Origin of the sequence: Kribbella jejuensis (assembly GCF_006715085.1) — a bacterium.
GTDB classification, from domain to species: Bacteria; Actinomycetota; Actinomycetes; order Propionibacteriales; family Kribbellaceae; genus Kribbella; species Kribbella jejuensis.
This window is the reverse complement of sequence record NZ_VFMM01000003.1, coordinates 699,160-720,056: the sequence shown is the minus strand read 5'-3', so window position 1 is coordinate 720,056 and position 20,897 is coordinate 699,160. Positions and strand designations below refer to the sequence as shown.

The following is a 20,897-nucleotide window of genomic DNA, read 5'->3' as shown; positions in this document are numbered from 1 at the left end:
GAGAGGAGAGTCATGCCTGACGCCAAGATCGCATTCCTGGTCGCTGCCGAAGGAATCGAACGGGTGGAACTCACCGAGCCGTGGCAGGCGGTGAGCGAGGCCGGCTACGAGCCGGTACTGCTCAGTCCGAAACCCGGCACCGTCCAGACCTTCAACCATCTGACCGCCGCGGAGACCAGTCAGGTCGACCAGACCGTCGGCGAGGCGTCGGTCGGCGACTTCGCCGCGCTGGTCCTGCCGGGCGGGGTCGCGAACCCGGATGCGCTGCGGACCGACACCGAAGCCGTAGCGTTCGTGAAGTCGTTCGTGGAGTCCGGCAAACCGGTCGCGGCGATCTGCCACGCCCCGTGGACCCTGATCGAGGCGGACGTCGTCCGCGGCCGGAGGCTGACGTCCTGGCCGAGTCTGCAGACCGATCTGCGCAACGCCGGGGCCGAGTGGGTGGACGAAACCGTGGTCACCGACGGGAACCTGATCACGAGCCGGAAGCCGGACGACCTGCCCGCGTTCTGCAAGACGCTGCTGGGCGCGCTCGGGTGACGGGGGTTTTGCTCCTCGATACATAGGTGTCTAATCGAAAGGAGCAGGCGGTACGGAGGGTCGCATGGCCACAGTCAGCGGGCAGGCCGGGATCACCGAACGCACTGGACCGGCCGCGGTCGAAGCGCGGCGGCCACTGGGGCGGGTGATCGGGCGGGTTCTGTCCACCACCGACCACAAGGTGATCGGTGAGCTGTACCTGGCCACTTCGTTCGGATTCTTCCTGATCGGCGGTGTGCTGGCGTTGGTGATCCGCGCCGAGCTGGCCGAGCCGGGCCTGCAGTTCGTCAACGAGGAGACGTACAACCAGCTCTTCACGATGCACGGCACGATCATGCTGCTGCTGTTCGCGACCCCGCTGTTCATCGGGTTCGCCAACGTGATCATGCCGATCCAGATCGGCTCGCCGGATGTCGCGTTCCCGCGGCTGAACATGTTCAGCTATTGGCTGTTCCTGTTCGGTGGGCTGATCGTGATCAGCGGTTTCCTCACGCCCGGCGGCGCGGCCGACTTCGGCTGGACGGCGTACTCGCCGCTGTCGAACGGCATTCGTTCGCCGGGCGTCGGCGGTGATCTGTGGGTGATGGGGCTGTGGATGGCCGGCCTCGGGACGATCCTCGGCGGCGTCAACTTCGTCACCACGATAATCACCATGCGCGCGCCCGGGATGACGATGTTCCGGATGCCGATCTTCACCTGGAACGTGCTGGTGACGTCGATCCTGGTGCTGATCGCGTTCCCGATCTTCGCCGCCGCGCTGCTGGTGCTGGAGGCGGATCGAACACTCGGGGCCCATGTCTTCGACGCGGCCAACGGCGGGCCGATCCTCTGGCAGCACCTGTTCTGGTTCTTCGGCCATCCCGAGGTGTACATCATCGCGCTGCCGTTCTTCGGCATCATCACCGAGATCCTGCCGGTCTTCAGCCGCAAGCCGATCTTCGGGTACTACGGCCTGGTGGCGGCCACGATCGCGATCGGCGCACTGTCGATTGCGGTCTGGGCACACCACATGTTCACCACCGGGGCTGTGGCGCTGCCGTTCTTCTCGTTCATGACGTTCCTGATCGCGGTGCCGACCGGGGTGAAGTTCTTCAACTGGATCGGCACTATGTGGGGCGGTTCGGTGTCGCTGGACACCCCGATGCTCTGGTCGATCGGGTTCCTGGTGACTTTCCTGTTCGGCGGTCTGACCGGGATCATCCTCGCGTCGCCGGCGCTGGACTACCAGTTGCAGGACTCGTACTTCGTGGTCGCGCACTTCCACTACGTGGTGTTCGGGACCGTGGTGTTCGCGATGTTCGCCGGGTTCTACTACTGGTGGCCGAAGATGACCGGGCGGATGCTCGACGAGAAGCTCGGGAAGATGCATTTCTGGCTGCTGTTCATCGGGTTCCACACGACCTTCCTGGTGCAGCACTGGCTGGGTGCCGAGGGGATGCCCCGGCGGTACGCCGACTACCGGCCGAGTGACGGGTTCACGACGCTGAACCAGGTGTCGAGCGTGGGTGCGTTCATCCTCGGGGCGTCGATGCTGCCGTTCTTCTACAACGTCTACAAGTCGCGCCGAAGCCCGCTGGTCGAGGTGGACGACCCGTGGGGCTGGGGCCGGTCGCTGGAGTGGGCGACGAGCTGCCCGCCGCCGCGGCACAACTTCACGTCGCTCCCGCGGATCCGCTCCGAGTCCCCGGCGTTCGACCTGCATCATCCGGACGAAGCACACGAGCGGAAGCTACTGGGCCAGACGGTCGAGTAACCGGGTGAGGGCCTGCACGGTCTGCTGCGGCGGGGGACTGCTGGAGGCGAGCATCTCCATGGCTTGGGTGTACGCCTCGACGTCGTCGCGCTTGTCCAGGTAGAGCGCGCTGGTCAGGTGCTCGAGGTACACGATGTCGGGCAGATCCCGCTGCGGGAAGCGGAGCAGGCTGAACGCGCCGCCGGTGGCGGCGTGGCCGGAGCTTTGCAACGGGATGATCTGGACCGTGATGTTCGGGCGCTCGACGGCCTCGCGGAGGGCGCCGAGCTGACGTCGCAGGACGTCGACGCCGCCGATCGGCCGGTGCAGGACGGCCTCCTCGATGACGGCCCACAACCGCAGCGGCGGATCGCGGTCGAGCGCGCGTTGCCGCCGGGTCCGGAGCGCGACCAGCCGCTCGACCTCGCTCTCGGTGCGGGTGCCGCTCGGGTCGAGCTGGGCGACGGCACGCGCGTAGTCGGCGGTCTGCAGCAGGCCGGGGACGAACTGGATCTCGTACGTCCGGATCAGCTCGGCCGTCGCCTCGAGCCCGAGGTACGCATCGAACCACTCCGGTGTGACGTCCCCGTACCGATGCCACCAGCCGGGATCGTTCGCCTCCCGCGCGAGCCTGAGTAGCCGATCACGCTCCTGCGGATCGTGGACGCCGTACAGCGTGAGCAGATCCGAGACGTCCCGCTCCTTGAACCCGACCCGTCCCAACTCGAGCCGGCTGATCTTCGACTCCGACGCCCGGATCGCCCACCCGGCATCGGTCCGTGTGACACCGGCCCGCTCGCGCAACTCCCGCAGATGACCACCCAACATCATCCGCAGCGCAGTAGGCCCCACCACACTTCGCCCCGCCATAGAGCGAGTCTACATCATTATCGAACAAATGTTCCCATGCGATCCCGGGCCGGGTGGGGCATCAGTCGCGGAGGTATTCGGCTCGCCAGCGGAGGATCGTGGGGTCGGTGGGGCTGGGGACCTGATCGAGTTGGATGAGGTGGAGGTCGGGGGTGGTGAAGGACTGGATCGCGGCGCGGGTCAGGGGCCACGGTGGGCCGTGGGTGGCGTCGTCGGGTTGGTTGTCGGGGCGGGCGGCGGCGATCACGAGGAGCGTGCCGCCGGGGGCCACCAGTTCGGTGACGTGTTTGATGGCGTCGGGTTGGAGATGGATCGGGAGCGCTTGGACGGTGTAGATCTCGACGACCAGGTCGAACGCTCGGTGCCAGTCGGCCGGTGGATCCAAGAGGTCGGCGACGATGTAGTGCGCCCGGGAGGCCGGGTGGTTGCGGTGGGCGGTTTCGATCGCGGTGGGGGAGATGTCGAACGCGGTCGTGTCGTAGCCGCGGTCGACGACCAGTTCGGCGTCCCAGCCGGTGCCGGTGCCGACGATCAGTGCGGTCTTGCCGGTCCCGTCTGGCTGGGATTCGCTGATCCAGTCGACGAGTAGCTGATGTGCCGTACCGCGGTCCCACGGGACGACGGCCTCGCCCTCGGCCGCGGCGGCGTACAGGTTCTCGAACCAGCCGGTCGGGTCGTCGCGGTCGAGCGACTCGCGCGCGATCCGTCGCGTCGCGACCTCCGGATCCTCAGTCATCAGCGTCCTCCTCCTCGGGCACCTCGGGCACCTCGGGACCGGTGTGGATCGACCGTACGGTCTGCACGGTGTCCACGTCGGCCGGCCTCTTGTCCTCGCGGTACCGGATCACCCGGGCGAACCGCAGCGCCATCCCGGCCGGATACCGGGGTGAGGTCTGCACGCCGTCGAACGCGACCTCGACAACCACCTCGGGCTTGATGAAGACCACCCAGTCGTCCTGCCGGACGGCGAGCTCCTGGAACCGCTCGGTCTGCCAGCGCAGCAGCTCGTCGGTCAGCCCCTTGAACGTCTTCCCGAGCATCACGAACTCGCCGGTCTCCTCGTCCCGCGCGCCGAGATGCAGGTTCGACAACCAGCCCTTCCGCCGGCCGTGGCCCCACTCGGCCGCGAGCACCAGCAGGTCGAGGGTGAACGTCTGCTTGACCTTTACCCACCCCGACCCGCGCCGGCCGGCCTCGTACGGAACCGTCAGCGACTTCACCACGACGCCCTCGTGCCCCCGCGCCACGGCGTCGTCGAAGAACGCCTGTCCGGCCTCGGCGTCGTCGGTCACGAGCCGCTGGATCCGCTTCTCCTCCGGCAACAGTTTCGACAACCACTCGTGCCGCTCCGCACCGGTCAGGCCGAGCAGGTCCTGTCCGTCCTGATGCAGGATGTCGAAGAAGTACGGCGTGAGCGGCACACTCTCCGGCCCCGTCGCGGCACGCGTTGCCGTCCGCGACCCGGTCACCTGGAACGGCTCGGGCCGGCCGTCACCGCGCAATGCGATCAGCTCGCCGTCGAGCACGACCTGCCGCACGTCCAACGCCAGCACCGCGGTCACCACCTCGGGCACGCGATTGGTGATGTCGTCGAGGGTCCGCGTGTAGACGACGACCTCGTCACCGTTTCGGTGCACCTGGATCCGGATCCCGTCGAGCTTCCACTCCAGCGCCGCCGGCGTACCGGTCTTCTCCAACGCCTCGGCGACCGTCGTCGCCGACTGGGCGAGCATCGGCTGCACCCCGCGCCCGACCTCCAGCCCGAACTGCGCGAGCCCCGCCTCACCCTCGGTCAGTACGGCGACCGCCACCGGAGCCGTCGCTCCGCGCAGCATCGCCGCGGCCCGGATCTTGTTCAGCGGAATGTCCGTCGCCCGGGCGACCGCGTCGGCCATCACGCCGTCGAGCGCGCCCTGCCGCAGCTCGCCGCCGACGAGCTGCCGCAGGAACTGCTGCTCGGCCGCGGTCGCCCGCCGGAACAGCGCGTCCACCGCCGCGCGCCGCCGGGCCTGCACACCGGCGCCCGACATCTCGGCCAGCTCCGCGAACGCCTGGTCGACCTCCTCGACCGTCAGCGAGGGTTCGGTGACCGGCGCCGGCGCATCCATCAGCGTCCGCCAGCCCACCCCGGTCCGGCGCTGCCGCAGCTCGCCGGACAGGTACGTCACGACGATCTCGATCTCGGCCGGCTCGGTGGCCTCGGACAACAGTCCGGCGATGAACCCGGCCTTCTGCAGCCGCGACCGGGTCCCGGCCAGCGCGGCGGAGGTCTCGACCACCTTGGTGAGCAGCATGTACCCAGTGTCACTCACGCCACCGACAGTTCCGGGCCGCACAACTTTCCGGCCGAGCCGTGCATCGAGGTCGGTAGATCGGCTACGACTGGGGAGTTCGAGATGCGACATGCGATCGCGGCAGTAGCGGGGCTGGCCCTGACAGTTCCCTTCCTCACCACCACGGCGTCCGCTGCGCCGACGGCAAGTCCCTGCTACGTGCAGTCCGGCGGGCTGACGGCGGGCGGCGACACCGTCGACCGGTACGTCAACGCGAGCTCGCCGATCAGCGTGAAGCCCGTCGACGTGATGGCCAAGAACCCGTTCGGCGGCCGCGCGATCGCGCTCAGCACCAGCTGGACGTGGGACGACGACTTCGGCGACGAGACCTCGCTGACCGGGCACGTCGTCTCCGGCGGCGTGATGTACTCGGCGAACCAGTGGGTCACGAAGGGCACCGGCGGACAGGTCGTCCGCAGCAGCATGACCCGGATCGGCAGCGGCTGGGACGCCTTCCGTACCCTCACCCAGTCGTGGTCCCTGCAGACGCCGGGCTGGCGGATGTACGCGCTGCGCGGCGACGGTTCGCTGTTCCGCTGGACCCTCACCGTGCAGAGCAACGGCACCGAGGCGTGGCACGCCGCCGGTTCCTACCCGGGCTTCTCGTCCGTCAAGGCAGTCGCCCTGCTCAGTCGTACGTCGACCTACGACACCCTGCTGGCGACGACCTGGGGCGGCGCGCTCTACACGATCCACATTCCGTTGACGTCGCCGATGAAGCCGGTCGTGAAGCCGCTGCGGACCAAGTCGTGGGGGAGCTTCGAGCGGCTGCTCACCGCCCGCTGCGGGAATTACGGCACGCTGCTGCTCGCGATCGACAAGGACACCGGCGCGGGCTACCTGTACGCCGTGGGGCACGCGAACGGCACGGCTACCGTGATCAAGTCGCTGGGCAAGGTGCCGACGAAGTTCGACGACCAGGCCGACTTCAGCTGGCAGAGCGTGGTCGACGCGCCGCTGTTCGGGGAGTAGCGCTCACGGGGCCGGCGGCAGGTCTTCGAGGAAGTCGGCCGTCGGGGTGAAGAACAGGCAGCCGGTGGTCGCGGTCGAGAAGTCGAGGAGCCGGTCGTGGTTGCCCTCGGGGACGCCGATGAACATCCGGCGCAGCATCAGCTCGGTCACCGACGGCGTCTTCGCGTACCCGATGAAGTAGGTGCCGAACTCCTGCGTGCCGACGGTCCCGAACGGCATGTTGTCGCGCAGGATCTGCAGCTCGTTGCCATTCTCGTCCTCGACCACGTTGAGCACGATGTGCGCGTTGCTCGGCTTCTTCGCGTCGGCCAGCTCGATGTCGTCGAGCTTCGTCCGGCCGACCGCGAGTTCCTGCTGTTCGACGGTCAGCGAGTTCCACGCCTTCAGGTCGTGCAGGTACTTCTGCACGATCACGTAGCTGCCGCCGGCGAAGTCCGGGTCCTCGGCGCCGATCAGTACGGCGGCCTGCGCCTCGTCGCCGGTCGGGTTCTCGGTACCGTCGACGAAGCCGAGCAGGTCGCGCATCTCGAAGTACTTGAAGCCGTGCACCTCGTCGACGACCGTCGCGGCGCCGTCGAGGACGTTCATGATGTGGCTGGCGAGCTCGAAGCACTGGTCCTGGTGGGCGGCCCGGATGTGGAACAGCAGGTCGCCGGGTGTGGAGGGCGCGCGGTGCGTCTTGCCCTGGAGCTCGACGAACGGGTGCAGCTCGGCCGGCCGCGGTCCGCTGAACAGCCGGTCCCACGCGTCCGAACCGATGCTGGCGACGCACGACAGGTTGCCGGCGGGCACCCGGAAGCCGACCGAGCGGACGAGACCGCTCAGCTGCCCGAGCAGCTCGCGGGTCCGGCCTTCGCCGCCCGGCTCGATCTGCACGACCAGGAAGATGGCCGAACCGCTCAGCGGCATCAGCACGGACTGCGGCAGCGCGTCCGTCGCCCGATCCGCGTCCGGCGTCGGTTCTGTAACCACCGTGATCTCCCTCCGCTCCCAGTTGGCCCGATCTTCTAGAGTCCACTCATGGACCCGCACCAGCCCGGACCGCCAGCACAACCGGGCCAATACTCCCAGCCGGGGCCGTACCCGCAACCGTGGGGTCAGCCGGGCCGACAACCCGCGCAATATCCCGCGCAGTATCCGGCGCAGTACCCCGGCCCGTACCCGATGCCGTACGCACAGCGGGAGCCGCGCACCGTCCAGGCGCCGAGCGGTACGCCGTACCACCGGCTGGCCCGGACCGCGAAACACGTGTGGTGGCGGCCGCTCGTCGGCACGCTGCTGCTGGCCGCCACCGGGTTCTTCGCGATGACCTTCGTCGTGATCGGCTGGGTGATCGTGCACGAGCTGGTCGCCGGCGGCCTCCGCGCACCGAAGAACGCCGACATCTTCCCGAGCGACACCGAGAACCTGGCGCTCGCGCTCGTGCTGCTCGCGATCCTGACGCCCCTCGTCGGCCTGTCCGCGTGGCTCGTGCAACGCCGCCCGTTCTGGAGCGTCGCCTCGGTGCTGAACCGGATCCGCTGGCGCTGGCTGCTCTGGTGCTGCGTCCCGGCCGTCGGGTACGTCGCGTACTCGTACCTGGCAGGCCTCCTGGTGGATGCCGTGTTCCCGCCGCAGGACTCGATCGGGATCGAGGGCGGCGCCTGGATCGGCTGGGGTGCGTTCGTCGTACCGGCCCTGGTGATCGTGTTCCTGGTGCCGTTCCAGTCGACCGCGGAGGAGTTCGTGTTCCGCGGCTGGCTGGTGCAGGCGGTCGGCGCGTACGGCCCGGACAGCGCCGAGGGCAAGGCGCCGTGGCTGCGGAAGCTGTTCCGGACGCCCTGGCCGGGGATCGTGGTCGGTGGCGCCGCGTTCGTCCTCGGGCACGGGTATACCGGCTGGGCGATGGCCGACGTGTTCCTGTTCGCGGTGACGGTCGGCTGGCTGACCGTGCGGACCGGGGGACTCGAGGCCGCGATCGCACTGCACGCACTCAACAACCTGTTCGCCTTTTTGTTGCCTGCGGCAATGGGTCAGGGCAGTGCGTGGGACCAGCAGGGCGGCGCCCCGTGGACGCTGCTCGTGTTCGACAGTATCGGCCTCGGGGCGTACGCCGTCGCGGTCCTCTGGCTGGCGCGGCGGCGCGAGATCAGCCGGCTGAGCTGAAAAACCACGCGAGAACTGTCGGAGCGGTCTGGCAGGCTTTGCCGGGTGACGAACGCGAAGATCGATGCCGTGCTGTTCGACTGGGGCGGCACGCTGGCAACCTGGCACGACATCTCCCTGCACGACACGTGGCGGGCGGTGACCACGGTGCTCGACGAGGCGCAGGCCGAGGAGTTGGCGGCCCGGCTGGTCGCGGCCGAGGGCTCGATCTGGCGGCGCTCGCGCGACGAGCACCGGAGCAGCACGCTGGAGGAGGTCTGCCTGCTCGCCGAGGTCCAACTGACCCCGGAGGCCCTCGCGGAGTACGAGCGTCAGTGGGACCCGCACACGGTCCTCGAGCCGGACGCGATCGAGACGCTACAGGCGCTCCGCGCCCGCGGGCTGAAGGTCGGCGTGCTGTCCAACACCATCTGGCCGCGGCGCAGGCACGAGGAGATCTTCGCCCGCGACGGTGTGCTCCAGTTGCTCGACGGTGCGGTCTACACCAGCGAGATCCCGTACACCAAGCCGCACCCGGAGACGTTCCTGGCGGCCATGCGCGCGGTCGGGGTGTCGGACCCGGCGCGGTGCCTGTTCGTCGGCGACCGGCTGTTCGACGACGTCTGGGGTGCGCAGAACGCCGGCATGCGCGCCGCTCACCTGCCACACAGCGCGATCCCGCGCGAGCAGATCGGCCACACCGAGGGCACGCCAGACGCGACCGTCCAGCGGCTGTCCGAGCTGCCCGCCCTGATCGACTCCTGGAACGCTGCCGCCGCCTGACACCGAAAGGACCCCCGGGCCAGATCGTGGCCCAGGGGTCCTGAGGGGTTTCGGGTGGTGTCCTTACAGATGCTGCGTGTTACTACGCGGCGAGGGTCGGATCTGCCAGCAGGCGGAGGCGGCCCAGCGCCTCGCGCTCGATCTGGCGGACCCGTTCCGCCGAGATGCCGTGCACCGCGCCGATATCGGCCAGCTTGGCCTGGCGGCCGTCGTGCAGACCGTACCGGCGGCGGATCACGTCGGCCGACCGCGGGTCAAGCTGGTCGACCAGACTGAACAGGCCCGAGCGGTCCGACGCGTCGGCGACCAGCTGGTCCGGACCCGGCGCGGTCTCGGCCGCGATCAGGTCACCCAGCGAGGTCTCACCCTCGTCGTCGACCGGACTGTTCAGGCTGATGTGGTCCCGGCCGATGCGGATCAGTTCGGTGACCCGCTCCTCGTCCAGGCCCAGCTCGGCCGCGATCTCGTCGATCTCCGGCTCACGCCCGAACTTGCGCTCCAGCGTGCGCCGGGCGGACCCGATCTGGTTCAGCTGCTCCACCACGTGCACCGGCAGCCGGACCACCCGGGCCTGCTGCGCGATACCGCGGGTGATCGCCTGCCGCACCCACCACGTCGCGTACGTCGAGAACTTGAAACCCTTCCGGTAGTCGAACTTCTCCACCGCGCGGATCAGTCCCGTGTTGCCCTCCTGGACCAGGTCCAGCAGCGGCATCTGGGACCGCCCGTACCGGCGGGCGATCGACACCACGAGCCGGAGGTTCGCGGTCACGAACCGCTGCTGTGCGCGCCGGCCCTCGTCGGCCAGCCACTCCAGCTCTTCCTCCGTCGCATATTTGGGCGCTCCGCCCTTCTTCCGTCCAACCCGCCCCTCGGCCAGCAGTTGCTCCGCCAGGAGTCCTGCTTCGACCGTCTCAGCGAGCTCGACCTCTTCCTCAGCCGTCAGCAAAGGAGTGCGTGCGATCTCCTCGAGGTAGAGACCAACACTGTCCTTGCCGTCGATTCCGTCGTCCGTGCTGCGGACACGAGCCGTGCGAGCCACCGAAACTCCCTTCGTCGTTACATGGAGAGCAACGCTCGAGTAGGGTTCAAGATTCCGGTACCAGTGTGTAAACAGCCTGAAGGTTCCCTGAGAGTTCCTGGCAGCAATTCCCCATGAACGTATTGGTGCCCTCCGATGTGTTGCACAACACACGCCGAAGGGCACCAATTCCCGCTTTTCTCAGCTCAGGCCGAGGGTGTCCAGTTCCCAGGCGAGCGAGAACGCGACCTCGCGCCAGGCGTCGTACCGGCCGCTGCGGCCGCCGTGCCCGGCCTCCATCTCGGTCTTCAGCAGCACCTCGGAATCGCCGGTCGCGGTGGCCCGGAGTTTCGCCACCCATTTCGCCGGTTCGACGTACAACACCCGGGTGTCGTTCAGGCTGGTGATCGCGAGGATCCGCGGATAGTGCTGCGCGGTGACGTTTTCGTACGGCGAGTAGGACTTCATGTACGCGTACACCTCGGGGTCCGCGAGCGGATTACCCCATTCCTCCCACTCGATCACCGTCAGCGGCAGCGACGGGTCGAGAATCGACGTCAGCGCGTCCACGAACGGGACCTCCGCGACGATTCCGGCGAACGCCTCGGGGGCCAGGTTCGCGACCGCGCCCATCAGCAGGCCGCCCGCGCTGCCACCCTGCGCGACGAGCCGTTCCGGCCTGGTCCAGCCGGCCTGCACCAGGTGCTCGGCGGCCGCGACGAAGTCGGTGAAGGTGTTCCGCTTGGTCAGCATCTTGCCGTCGTCGTACCAGTGCCGGCCGAGCTCGCCGCCACCGCGGACGTGCGCGATCGCGAACACCACACCGCGCTCGAGCAGTGACAGCCGGGGGATCGAGAACCACGGATCCATCGAGCTCTCGTACGAGCCGTAGCCGTACAGCACGACCGGGGCGTTGCCGTCCTTCGCGACGTCCTTGCGGGCGACCATCGAGATCGGCACCTTGGTCCCGTCCGGCGCGGTGGCCCATTCCCGGTACTGGGTGTACGCGCCGAGGTCGACCCCGCCGAGGACGGGCTGCTGCTTGAGCAGGCGCCGCTCGCCGGTCGCGACGTCGACGTCGTACGTCGAACCGGGCGTGACCAGGGAGGTGTAACCGAACCGGTACCGGGTGTCGTGCCACTCGTCGTTGCGGCCGGGGGAGACGGTGTAGATCGGCTCGTCGAACTCGAGCGCTTCCGGGGCGCCGAAGGTGTCGCCGGTGCGGCGCATGATCGCGAGCTCGGTGAGCGCGTTGCGGCGCCGGTAGAGGATGACGTGGTCGGCGAACGCGTCCGCGCCGAGCAGGCGGCTGGTCTCGTCGCCCTCGATCATCGTCGTCCACTCGCCGGGGTTGTCGAGCGGTGCGGTGGCGAGGGAGAAGTTGGCGGCGTCCGCGTTGTGCGTGATCAGCAGCTGGTCGCCGGCATGTTCGACGTCGTACTCCACGCCCTCGCGGCGGGGTGCGACCACGACCGGTTCACCGGCCGGGTTGTTCGCGTCCAGCAGCCAGACCTCGCTGGTCAGCTTGCTGCCGAGCGAGATCTGGATCGCCTGCTCGTTGCGGGTCAGGTCGACGCCGACCCAGAACCGCTCGTCCGGCTCCTGCATCACCAGCAAGTCCTCGGACGCGCCGAGCGTGTGCCGCCAGACCTGGTACGGGCGCCAGGCGTCATCGACCTTGGTGTAGAAGATCGTCGAGCCGTCGGCCGACCAGGCCGAGCCGTAGTGCACGTCGGGCAGCTCGTCCGGCAGCAGCTCGCCGGTGCTCAGGTCCTTGATCCGCAGCGTGAACCGCTCGTCGCCCTTGAGGTCCACCGAGTACGCCAGCAGCCGGCCGTCGGGGGAGACGTCGACGGTGCCGAGCGAGAAGAATTCGTTGTCGCCCGCCACCTCGTTGCCGTCGAGCATCACCTCTTCGCCGGCGATCTCGCCGTCGAGCGCGGGCGGCTGGTCGCCGTCCACCTTGACCCGGCAGTGCACCGAGTACTGCTGACCTTCGATGGTGCGGGAGTAGTACCAGTAACCGCCCCGCCGGGCCGGCACGCTCAGGTCGGTCTGCAGCGTGCGGTCCGAGATCTCCTTGAAGATTGCCTCACGCAACGATTCGAGGTGTGCCGTGCGGGCCTCGGTGTAGGCGTTCTCGGCCCGCAGGTAGTCCAGTACCTCGTCGTTGGTCTTGTCCCGGAGCCACTCGTAGTCGTCCACGAACGTGTCGCCGTGGTGCGTCCGCTGCACCGGCTTGCGCGCCGCGACCGGCGGCTCAACACCAGATTTCTCAACCATGCGGCGAGACTACCGGGCAGCGGTCAGACTCCGTACGTCGCGACGACCGGGGCGTGGTCGCTCCATCGTTCGGCGTACGTCGGGGCGCGGTGGACGACGCAGTTCGTCGCGGCGCCGGCGAGCTCAGGGGAGGCGATCTGGTAGTCGATCCGCCAGCCGGCGTCGTTGTCGAAGGCCTTGCCGCGCCAGGACCACCACGAGTACGGCCCGGGGCCTTCGCCGCCGAACTTGCGGCCGAGGTCGACCCAGCCGGCCTCGAACAGGCGGTCCAGCCACGCTCGTTCCTCGGGCAGGAAACCGCTCTTCTTCCGGTTCGCCTTCCAGGCCTTCAGGTCGACCTCGCGATGCGCGATGTTCAGGTCGCCGCACATCAGCACCTGCCGCCCGTCGGCGCGCAGCGCGGTCAGCCGGTCCGTGATCGCGTCCAGGAAGGCGTACTTCTCCTCCTGCCGCGATGGCGTCTCGAACTCGCCGGTGAAGACGTACGTGCTGACAGCGGTCAGCGTCGTACCGTCGTCGAGCACCAGGTCGGCCTCCACCCAGCGGCCGCTGCCGTCGAAGCGCGCCGGGCCGAGCTCGCCACGTTCGCCCTTGAGCGGCCGCCGCGTCGCGACCGCGACGCCGGCGCGGCCCTTGTGCCCGTCGATCGCCGGTTCCGCGTGCGCGATGTTCCAGTCCGCGCCGAGCAGGTCGCGCAGTACCTCGTCCGGCGCGCGGACCTCCTGCATCAGCAACACGTCCGGGTCGGTGTCCTCCAGCCACGGTCCCATTCCGCGCCGGAAGGCGGCCCTGATCCCGTTCACATTCACCGTGGCGACCGTCAGCACGGCATGACCCTACCCTCTGTGATGTCCCGGCTTGACCACCATCAGGACGAGCACGATCAGCCAGAGCAGCGCGAAGATCCCGGACGTCATCGAGAGCAGCTTTGCCTTGGGGAGTACGGCGCTCCGCTCTTCCGGCGTACCGCCCGCCACCGCGAGTACGGCGGACTGCGCGGGGACGACCAGGTACGCGAGGACGAGGGCGGCGGCCAGCGTCAGGACGATCGAGATGATCAGCCACGCCTCACCCATCACGTGCATGCTGCCTGCGAGCGCGAACCCGAAGAGCGGTACGACGAGGCTCGCCCACGCGTACACAGTGGTGATCCGGTGCAGTACCTGGAGACCGCCCGCGTCCGGGGTCTGTGCTGCGAGCATCTTCTTGGCGAGGGGCGGGTACATGCTGGCCGCGACGGTGATCGGGCCGACACAGAGGATGGCGGCGAGGATGTGGACGATCAGGAAGAACTTGTTCATCTGCTCTCATCAATTCGTCGTCGAGGGGCCGGTCGTCGAGACACCGGTCGTCGTCAGGATGGCGTCCAGCGACTGCTCGCACAGGTGCTCGAGAGCCTCCGGCGAGACGGTCGGGTTGTCGATCCAGACCAGCAGGGTCTGTTCGACGTAACCCTGCCAGCCGTGACAGGCGAGTTCGACGACGGGGGTGACCTCGATGCCACGCTCTGCGACCGCGCCGATCACCCACCGGCTGAAGACCCGCCGCAGCTCGGAGTGCAGTGCGCGGATCTCCGGATCGCCGGCCGCGGACATCAGCAGTGTCGCCCGGTAGAGCTGCGGCGCCTCGAGGACGGCCCGGACGAACGCGCGGATGCCCGCTCGGAGCTGCTCGTCCGGCGGCAGCGACGGATCCGGCGCGGTCCGGAGCATGACCTCGGCGGCCGCCTCCTCGATGACGGCGTACTGGAACTTCTTCTTCGAGCCGAAGTAGTGGAACAGCAGCGCGGGGGAGACCCGGGCCTCGGCGGCGACCAGTTCGACGGTCAACTCGCGGTGCGGGTCGGCCAGCAGCACCCGGCGGGCGGCCTGGAGGATCTGCGTACGCCGTTCGTCCGGGCGCAAGCGGGCAGTGGTCCGGCTCATACCGCGCAGTCTATTGAGTAAACGGTCAACAAGCACCTACTGTTGAGTATCCACTCAACAAGCTGGAGGTCCCGATGCGTCCGTTGGCCGGTCAAGTCGTGCTCATCACCGGAGCCTCCCGGGGAATCGGCGCCGCGGTCGCCCGGAAGTTGGCGGAGGACGGCGCCCGGCTCGCGCTCGTGGGCCTCGAGCCGGACGAGCTGAAGAAGGTCGCGGAGGACTGTGGCCCGGACGCCGGGTGGTGGGAGGCCGACGTCACCGACGTGGACTCGCTGCGGACCGCCGTGGAGGAGATCGCGGCGCGGTACGGCCGGATCGACGCCGTGATGGCGAACGCCGGCATCGCCGCGCCGGGCTTCACCCGGAGCATGGACCCGAAGGCGTGGGAGCGGGTCATCGAGGTGAACCTGCTCGGTGTCTGGCGGACCGTGCACCTCACACTGCCGTACCTGTTGGAGAGCAAGGGCTATCTGCTGCTCGTGTCGTCGCTGGCGGCGATCGTGCGCATTCCCGGCCTGGCGTCGTACAACGTGGCGAAGGCCGGCGTCGAGGCGATGGGCGACACGTTGCGCGCCGAGCTGAAGCACCTCGGCGTACGGGTCGGTGTCGCGCACATGACTTTCGTCGACACCGACATGGTGCGCGGGGTCGACAGCCACCCGGTGTTCGGCAAGGTGCGGACCGGGATCCCGATGGTGGGCAGGACTTATCCGCTGGAGTTCGCGGTCGAGAAGTTCGTCGAGGGGATCAAGAAGCGCTCGCGGACCGTGCACGTACCGGGCTGGATCGGTGCGCTGAAGGTGGTGCGGTGGGCGCTGCCGCACCTCATCGAGGCGGGTTCGAGGTTCAGCGTGCCGAAGGCCGATGCGGCGGCGCTCGCGGACGTGCGGGCGCGTGGCGCAGCGGCGTCGTCGCGGCCGACGGGCGCGGGCGGGCTGGCCGATGCGGAGAAGGCGGCCGGGAAATGAGCCGCGGGTACGACGTCGTACTACTCGGGGCTTCCGGTTTCACGGGAGCGCTCACCGCGGAGTACCTGGCGAAGAACGCGCCGGACGGGACGCGCTGGGCGGTTGCCGGACGCAACAAGTCGAAGCTGGAGCGGTTCGGCAAGGACGTGCTGTATGCCGACGTGACCGAGCCGAGGTCGCTGCGATCATTGGCCGAGTCCACGAAAGTCGTCGCCACGACCGTCGGCCCGTACGTGCAGTACGGCGAACCGCTGGTCGCGGCCTGTGCGGAGACCGGCACCGGGTACCTCGATCTGACCGGTGAGCCGGAGTTCCTGGACCGGATGTACGTGCGGTACGACGAACGCGCGAAGCAGACCGGTGCGCGGATCATCCATGCGTGCGGTTTCGACTCGATTCCGTACGACCTCGGCGTGCAGTACACCGTCGAGCAGTTGCCGCAGAACGTGCCGATCCAGGTCGACGGGTTGCTGCGCGCCGGTGGGCGGCCGTCGGGTGGGACGTTCCACACCGCGATCACCGCGTTCTCGCGGCCGAAGCAGAACCTCGAAGCGCATCGGGCGCGGCGGGCTGCGGAGGCGCGACCCGTGGGGCGGAAGGCCCGGGCGGTGGCGGGCAGGATCCACCGGCAGCAAGGGTTCTGGGCGGTTCCGCTGCCGACGATCGATCCGCAGATCGTGGCGTTCTCGGCGCGGCTGCTGGATCGCTACGGGCCGGATTTCCGGTACTCGCACTACGCAGCGCTGAAGCACCTGCCGACTGTTGCCGCGGGCATCGGTGGGGTGGGGCTGCTGGTCGCCGGCGCGCAGGTGCCGCCGGTGCGCAACGCGCTGCTGAAGCGGCTGCAGCCCGGCGACGGTCCGAGCGCGGAGACGCGGGGCCGGTCCTGGTTCAACGTCCGCTTCGTCGGGCGCGGCGGCGGCAAGCAGGTGATCACCGAGGTCGCGGGTCGCGATCCCGGGTACGACGAAACCGCCAAGATGCTCGCCGAGAGCGCGCTCTGCCTGGCGCTCGATGACCTCCCGGAGACAGCCGGCCAAACCACAACCGCCGCCGCGATGGGTCCCGCCCTGCGCGAACGTCTGGTGAAAGCGGGACTGACCTTTGCCACCCTCTCGGTCGACCACTACTAGCCGCGACGGCACCCGCCTGGCCGTCTACACCTACCCCAACCCCGGCGCCCCCGTCCTCATCTGCCTGCACGGCTACCCGGACAACGCGTCGCTGTGGTCGTCGGTCGCCGAAGAACTAGCCTCGGATTTCCACGTCGTCACGTACGACGTACGCGGCGCTGGCGAATCGGACAACCCGACCAACACCTCCGCGTATTCCCTGGACCGCTTACAGGAGGATTTCCAGGCGGTCCTCCAGGAGGTGTCACCCGACGGCCCGGTGCATGTGCTGGCGCACGACTGGGGTTCGATCCAATCCTGGCACCCAGTGACTGCCCCAGAACTACAGGACCGAATCGCTTCGTTCACAAGCATTTCCGGGCCTTCGCTGGATCACGCCGGGTATTTTCTTCGCCGGTGGGACCGCGCGGCGCTCAAACAATTGCTGCACTCCTGGTACATCTTCTACTTCCACCTCCCATGGTTGCCCGAGCTCGCCTGGCGGAAGGGCTGGGCGCAGCGCGCGTTCAACCGCCTCGAACCGCAGGACGAGACCCACAACCGCAGCATCGGCGACTACGTCAACGGCATGAAGCTGTACCGCGCCAACGTCCTCCGCCGGCTCATCAACCCGGAGGAACGCCGTACCGACATCCCCGTACTGGCGGTCTCACCGGAGGACGACCCGTTCGTCACCACCGCCCTCCAGACCGGCATCGCACGCTGGGCCCCGAACCTGACGGTAAAGGTGGTCAGGGGCGGCCACTGGATACCCCGGAAGGATCCCGGACTTGTCGCCGAGCTGGTCCGGGAACACACCCGCCAGGTGGCAGGCTGGGAGGCATGAAGACGCTTCTCAACCTGATCTGGCTGGTGCTGGCCGGGTTCTGGCTGGCGGTCGGATACGCGCTCGCCGGGATCATCTGCTGCCTGCTGATCGTCACGATCCCGTTCGGGGTCGCGGCGTTCCGGATCGCCGGGTACACGCTGTGGCCGTTCGGCCGGACCGTGGTCGACAAGCCGACGGCCGGCGCGGGCGCGCTGATCGGCAACCTGATCTGGATCGTCTTCGCCGGCTGGTGGCTGGCGCTCGGCCACCTGACCACCGGGATCGCGCTCTGCCTGACCGTCATCGGCATCCCGCTCGGCGTCGCGAACTTCAAACTGATCCCGGTCTCGCTGCTGCCACTCGGCAAAGAGATCGTGCCGTCCAACCAGCCGTTCGCGTGAGGTCGCTGACGGTCCTCGGCTCCTGCGGCGCTTGGCCGGAGCCGGGTCGCGCGTGTGCCGGCTTCCTGCTGGAGTACGACGGTTTCCGGGTCGTACTCGATCTCGGGTACGCCGCTCTGCCGCGGCTGCTCGAACACTCTCCGCACGGTGAAGTCGACGCGGTCGTGGTGACGCACCAGCACCCGGACCACTGCGTCGACGTGAGTGCCCTCGCGCGGGTGCGGCACTACGAGGCGCCCGATGCGGACCCGGTCGCGCTGCACTGCGCTCCGGGCGTCCTCGACGTACTCCGTGCGCTCGAGCCGAACCCGGATCCGGCGGAGGTGTTCGACGTACACGACCTGGCGTCGACGACGCGGATCGGGCCGTTCGACGTACTGACGGTGGAACTCCCGCATTACAAGACGAATCTCGGTGTGCGGTTGTCGGCGCCCGGGATCTCGATCGCCTACACAGGAGACAGCGGACCGTCACCCGAACTACGGAAGCTCGCGGCCGATACCGATCTCTTCATCTCCGACGCGACGCTGCAGGGAGACGCTTCCGACCGCTACCTGATGACGGCAGCCGAGGCGGCCCATGGCGCGCGTGGTGCCCGCAGGTTGTTGCTGACGCACTTCTGGCCGGGTTCTGATCGAGCTGTCTCGGTGCGTGAGGCGGAGGCTGTCTTCGAAGGCGAAGTGATCGCGGCCGACGAAGGCCTCGAACTGCTGCTGTAATCCCTACGTGCTTGTCGGTGCGTCTGCGCGGTTGAGCAGCTGACGCGCGGCGCCCGCCAACTGGACGTCACGCTTCTTCCCCCGGGCCTCCGCGACCTCGCACGCCTCAGCCAGCGCACTGCGATAAACAGCAGTGTCCGGATGCCCTGGCACGGCGTGTCGCACGACCTCGATCAGCGTCTCGACCGCGTCCGAGATGTCGCCGCACGCGAGCTGCGCCTTCCCCAGCGCCGCCTGATCGCGCAGCAACTGCGCATCCGCTCCACTCGACACGTCCGCCGCCACGATGTCCGCGAGCAGCTGAGCCTCGGACCGTGGCCCACCGACCATCAGCCGCGCACCGGTCACCGCCTCCGCCGCCGTCCGCGTCAGCTCATGATGTGAACCGAACACCTCGACGAGCTGCGGCGTCAGCAGCTCGAACCAAGCGATCGCCCGGCCGTAGTTGGCGGTGGCGAGCAACCCCTGAGCCACCCGCAACCGGACCCGCAACGTCGCCGGGTCGTCCGCGCCCAGCAGCTGTTCCCGCTCGGCCAGCGCGGCCTGGTAGTGCGGCAGCGCCTGACCGGGCTCGCGGTCCAGCCAGTACGCCTCGGCCTGCTTGTAGTCCGGCGTACCGTCCAGCTCCGGATACTGCGCGATCGCCGACACCGGTTCCCGCCGTACGACGGTCCGCAGTGGCTGCTCGATCACCTTGCGGCCGACGTACGAGCGACCTCCGGTGGGGACGATCCGGTACCGCCCGACCTTGGAGACCGGCACCCACAACACGGTCTTGTACAGCGTCCGCACCGAGGACCCGCAGTTCTCGCAGACGTCGCGATGCCCGTAGAACCGCCCACCCATCGGCCCGCGCACCTCAGCGGCCCGCCAAGCCTCCGACGTCGCCGTGCACGGCCCACAGAACGGGTACACACCCCGCCCAACCTCATCCATTCTCGACATTCTGGCCGGTTTCGGGTTCGTCGTCAGCATCGGCCCCGACGTGCTGCACTTTTGTCAGCGCGGGATCGTCGATGGAGAAGGTCCGGACGGGACCCGGGGGAGTGTCGGCAGTCTCGAAGCGCACCGTGACCCGGCCGCGACCGGAGCCCCAGACCCAGCCGGGGCCGTAGTCGGGATGGACAACGTCCTGACCCGGGTGGAAGCCGACCAGATCGCGCGGACGGGCCGGCAACTCGACGAGCTCGATCGGATTGTCGGCGTGCTCGTCCTCGGTGAACAGGTCGTCCTGGATCCAGTCGGCCAGTGACGAGACACCTACGCCCAGCAACCGGATCCCGCCACCGATGTCGCTCTCCTCGAGCAACCGCCGCGCCACCCGGGCAACCACGCGCGGGTCGTCGGTTGGCCCGGCCAGCGTCGACGAACGGGTGTGCGTGGTGAAGTCGTGCATCCGTGTCTTGACCGTGACGGTGCGCCCGGACAGCTGCGCCCTCTGCAGGCGTTCCGCGACCCGGTGCGCCATCCGGTCGCTGATCGCGGTGAGCAGCGTGCGGTCGATGATGTCGGTCTCGAACGTGTCCTCGACGCTGACCGACTTCGTCTCCCGGTCGCTCACCACCGGCCGGTCGTCGGCCGCGATCGCGAGCCGGTGCAGGCTGGTGCCGTGCGCCGAGCCGACCTGGCGGATCAGCTCGTCCTCGTCCAGTTGCTGCAGGTCGGCGACGGTCCGGACGCCGGACATGCTGAGCCGCTGTGCGGTGGCCGGCCCGACGCCCGGGATCACGGTCACCTCCATCGGCGCGAGGAACTCGGCTTCGGTCCCGGCCGGCACGACGACCACGCCGTCGGGTTTGTCGAGATCGCTGGCGATCTTCGCGATCAGCTTCGACGTACCGGCGCCGACCGAGGCGGTCAGCCCGCCGCTCACCTTCCGGATCGCGTCCTTCAGATCGTTCGCGATCGCCTCGACCTCGTCGACGGTCAGGCCGGTCAGCCCGCTCGCGGTCAGGTCGATGAAGGCCTCGTCCACCGACAGCGGCTCGACCAGCGGCGACAGCGCCCGCATCTCGGCCATCACCGCCCGGCTGGTCCGGCGGTACACCTCGAAGCGGGGACTCAGGTACGCCGCGTGCGGGCAGCGCGACCGGGCTTCCGCGGTGGACATCGCGGAACGAACGCCGTACCGGCGAGCCTCGTACGACGCGGTCGACACGACGCCGCGCAGGCCGATCCCGCCGACGACCACGGGCTTGCCCCGCAGTGACGGCTTGTCCCGCTGCTCGACGGCCGCGAAGAACGCGTCCAGGTCGACGTGCAGCACCGACGGATCATCACGCACT

21 protein-coding genes are annotated in these 20,897 nt (G+C 68.7%); 10 read left to right on the top strand and 11 right to left on the bottom strand.

What is annotated here, in order from left to right; genetic code table 11:
• The first annotated feature begins 12 nt into the window (after positions 1-12).
• Entirely contained in the window at positions 13-540 is a 528-nt protein-coding gene (locus tag FB475_RS31110; RefSeq protein ID WP_141861001.1) for a type 1 glutamine amidotransferase domain-containing protein, read from the top strand.
• A gap of 64 nt (positions 541-604) precedes the next feature.
• The gene (gene ctaD, locus FB475_RS31105; protein WP_141860999.1) at positions 605-2,293 is read left to right on the top strand and encodes an aa3-type cytochrome oxidase subunit I; all 1,689 of its coding nucleotides are present in this window, start codon (positions 605-607) and stop codon (positions 2,291-2,293) included.
• Here the strand turns inward: ctaD and FB475_RS31100 are convergent.
• The 3 genes from FB475_RS31100 to FB475_RS31090 all read right to left on the bottom strand — a co-directional run bounded on the left by FB475_RS31100 (position 2,270) and on the right by FB475_RS31090 (position 5,454).
• Positions 2,270-3,142: a helix-turn-helix domain-containing protein gene (locus tag FB475_RS31100; protein WP_141860997.1), complete on the bottom strand. Its 873-nt coding sequence runs from the start codon at positions 3,140-3,142 to the stop codon at positions 2,270-2,272. The two genes, ctaD and FB475_RS31100, sit on opposite strands and share 24 nt — an antisense overlap.
• Before the next feature lie 61 nt (positions 3,143-3,203).
• Complete coding sequence (locus FB475_RS31095; RefSeq protein WP_141860995.1) at positions 3,204-3,878, bottom strand: class I SAM-dependent methyltransferase; 675 nt, start codon at positions 3,876-3,878, stop codon at positions 3,204-3,206.
• Positions 3,871-5,454, bottom strand: coding sequence for an ATP-dependent DNA ligase (locus FB475_RS31090; RefSeq protein WP_337678226.1), 1,584 nt, complete (start codon positions 5,452-5,454; stop codon positions 3,871-3,873). The genes FB475_RS31095 and FB475_RS31090 overlap by 8 nt, the downstream gene beginning before the upstream one ends.
• Before the next feature lie 84 nt (positions 5,455-5,538).
• Here FB475_RS31090 and FB475_RS31085 point away from each other — a divergent pair, with 84 nt between their 5' ends.
• Positions 5,539-6,447 carry a hypothetical protein gene (locus FB475_RS31085; protein ID WP_141860993.1) on the top strand — a complete coding sequence of 303 codons (909 nt, stop codon included), beginning with the start codon at positions 5,539-5,541 and terminating at the stop codon, positions 6,445-6,447.
• Between the two features lie 3 nt (positions 6,448-6,450).
• Here FB475_RS31085 and FB475_RS31080 read toward each other — a convergent pair whose 3' ends face one another.
• Positions 6,451-7,419 (bottom strand): Dyp-type peroxidase, encoded by a 969-nt coding sequence (locus FB475_RS31080; protein ID WP_141860990.1) that lies wholly within the window; start codon positions 7,417-7,419, stop codon positions 6,451-6,453.
• A gap of 192 nt (positions 7,420-7,611) precedes the next feature.
• On the opposite strand from FB475_RS31080, the gene FB475_RS31075 reads away from it, so the two are divergent.
• Positions 7,612-8,592 carry a CPBP family intramembrane glutamic endopeptidase gene (locus FB475_RS31075; protein WP_185759509.1) on the top strand — a complete coding sequence of 327 codons (981 nt, stop codon included), beginning with the start codon at positions 7,612-7,614 and terminating at the stop codon, positions 8,590-8,592.
• A gap of 45 nt (positions 8,593-8,637) precedes the next feature.
• Positions 8,638-9,354 (top strand): HAD family hydrolase, encoded by a 717-nt coding sequence (locus tag FB475_RS31070; protein ID WP_141860986.1) that lies wholly within the window; start codon positions 8,638-8,640, stop codon positions 9,352-9,354.
• 82 nt (positions 9,355-9,436) lie between these two features.
• On the opposite strand, the gene FB475_RS31065 is transcribed toward FB475_RS31070, so the two are convergent.
• The 5 genes from FB475_RS31065 to FB475_RS31045 form a co-directional block, all read right to left on the bottom strand.
• On the bottom strand, positions 9,437-10,396 hold the full coding sequence (locus FB475_RS31065; protein WP_141860984.1) for a sigma-70 family RNA polymerase sigma factor: 960 nt from the start codon (positions 10,394-10,396) through the stop codon (positions 9,437-9,439).
• Positions 10,397-10,576: 180 nt separating this feature from the next.
• On the bottom strand, positions 10,577-12,658 hold the full coding sequence (locus tag FB475_RS31060; protein ID WP_141860982.1) for a S9 family peptidase: 2,082 nt from the start codon (positions 12,656-12,658) through the stop codon (positions 10,577-10,579).
• Positions 12,659-12,681: 23 nt separating this feature from the next.
• Complete coding sequence (gene xth, locus FB475_RS31055) at positions 12,682-13,485, bottom strand: exodeoxyribonuclease III (protein ID WP_141860981.1); 804 nt, start codon at positions 13,483-13,485, stop codon at positions 12,682-12,684.
• 9 nt (positions 13,486-13,494) lie between these two features.
• Positions 13,495-13,959 carry a hypothetical protein gene (locus tag FB475_RS31050; protein WP_141860979.1) on the bottom strand — a complete coding sequence of 155 codons (465 nt, stop codon included), beginning with the start codon at positions 13,957-13,959 and terminating at the stop codon, positions 13,495-13,497.
• Positions 13,960-13,968: 9 nt separating this feature from the next.
• Complete coding sequence (locus FB475_RS31045; RefSeq protein ID WP_141860977.1) at positions 13,969-14,583, bottom strand: TetR/AcrR family transcriptional regulator; 615 nt, start codon at positions 14,581-14,583, stop codon at positions 13,969-13,971.
• Positions 14,584-14,657: 74 nt separating this feature from the next.
• Between FB475_RS31045 and FB475_RS31040 the strand changes: the two genes are divergently transcribed.
• Genes FB475_RS31040 through FB475_RS31020 form a run of 5 tightly spaced genes read left to right on the top strand, consistent with a single transcriptional unit; the run spans position 14,658 to position 18,612 of the window.
• A complete protein-coding gene (locus FB475_RS31040; protein WP_141860976.1) occupies positions 14,658-15,551 on the top strand; it encodes an SDR family oxidoreductase in 894 nt (297 codons plus the stop codon).
• Entirely contained in the window at positions 15,548-16,684 is a 1,137-nt protein-coding gene (locus FB475_RS31035; protein ID WP_141860974.1) for a saccharopine dehydrogenase family protein, read from the top strand. The genes FB475_RS31040 and FB475_RS31035 overlap by 4 nt, the downstream gene beginning before the upstream one ends.
• Positions 16,656-17,510 (top strand): alpha/beta fold hydrolase, encoded by an 855-nt coding sequence (locus tag FB475_RS31030; protein WP_141860972.1) that lies wholly within the window; start codon positions 16,656-16,658, stop codon positions 17,508-17,510. Before FB475_RS31035 ends, FB475_RS31030 begins: the two co-directional genes overlap by 29 nt.
• The gene (locus FB475_RS31025; RefSeq protein WP_141860970.1) at positions 17,507-17,893 is read left to right on the top strand and encodes a YccF domain-containing protein; all 387 of its coding nucleotides are present in this window, start codon (positions 17,507-17,509) and stop codon (positions 17,891-17,893) included. The genes FB475_RS31030 and FB475_RS31025 overlap by 4 nt, the downstream gene beginning before the upstream one ends.
• The gene (locus FB475_RS31020) at positions 17,890-18,612 is read left to right on the top strand and encodes an MBL fold metallo-hydrolase (RefSeq protein WP_141860969.1); all 723 of its coding nucleotides are present in this window, start codon (positions 17,890-17,892) and stop codon (positions 18,610-18,612) included. Before FB475_RS31025 ends, FB475_RS31020 begins: the two co-directional genes overlap by 4 nt.
• A gap of 3 nt (positions 18,613-18,615) precedes the next feature.
• Here FB475_RS31020 and FB475_RS31015 read toward each other — a convergent pair whose 3' ends face one another.
• Positions 18,616-19,548: a tetratricopeptide repeat protein gene (locus FB475_RS31015; RefSeq protein ID WP_141860967.1), complete on the bottom strand. Its 933-nt coding sequence runs from the start codon at positions 19,546-19,548 to the stop codon at positions 18,616-18,618.
• Entirely contained in the window at positions 19,541-20,896 is a 1,356-nt protein-coding gene (locus FB475_RS31010; RefSeq protein ID WP_141860965.1) for a DNA polymerase IV, read from the bottom strand. Before FB475_RS31010 ends, FB475_RS31015 begins: the two co-directional genes overlap by 8 nt.
• Position 20,897: the final 1 nt, after the last annotated feature.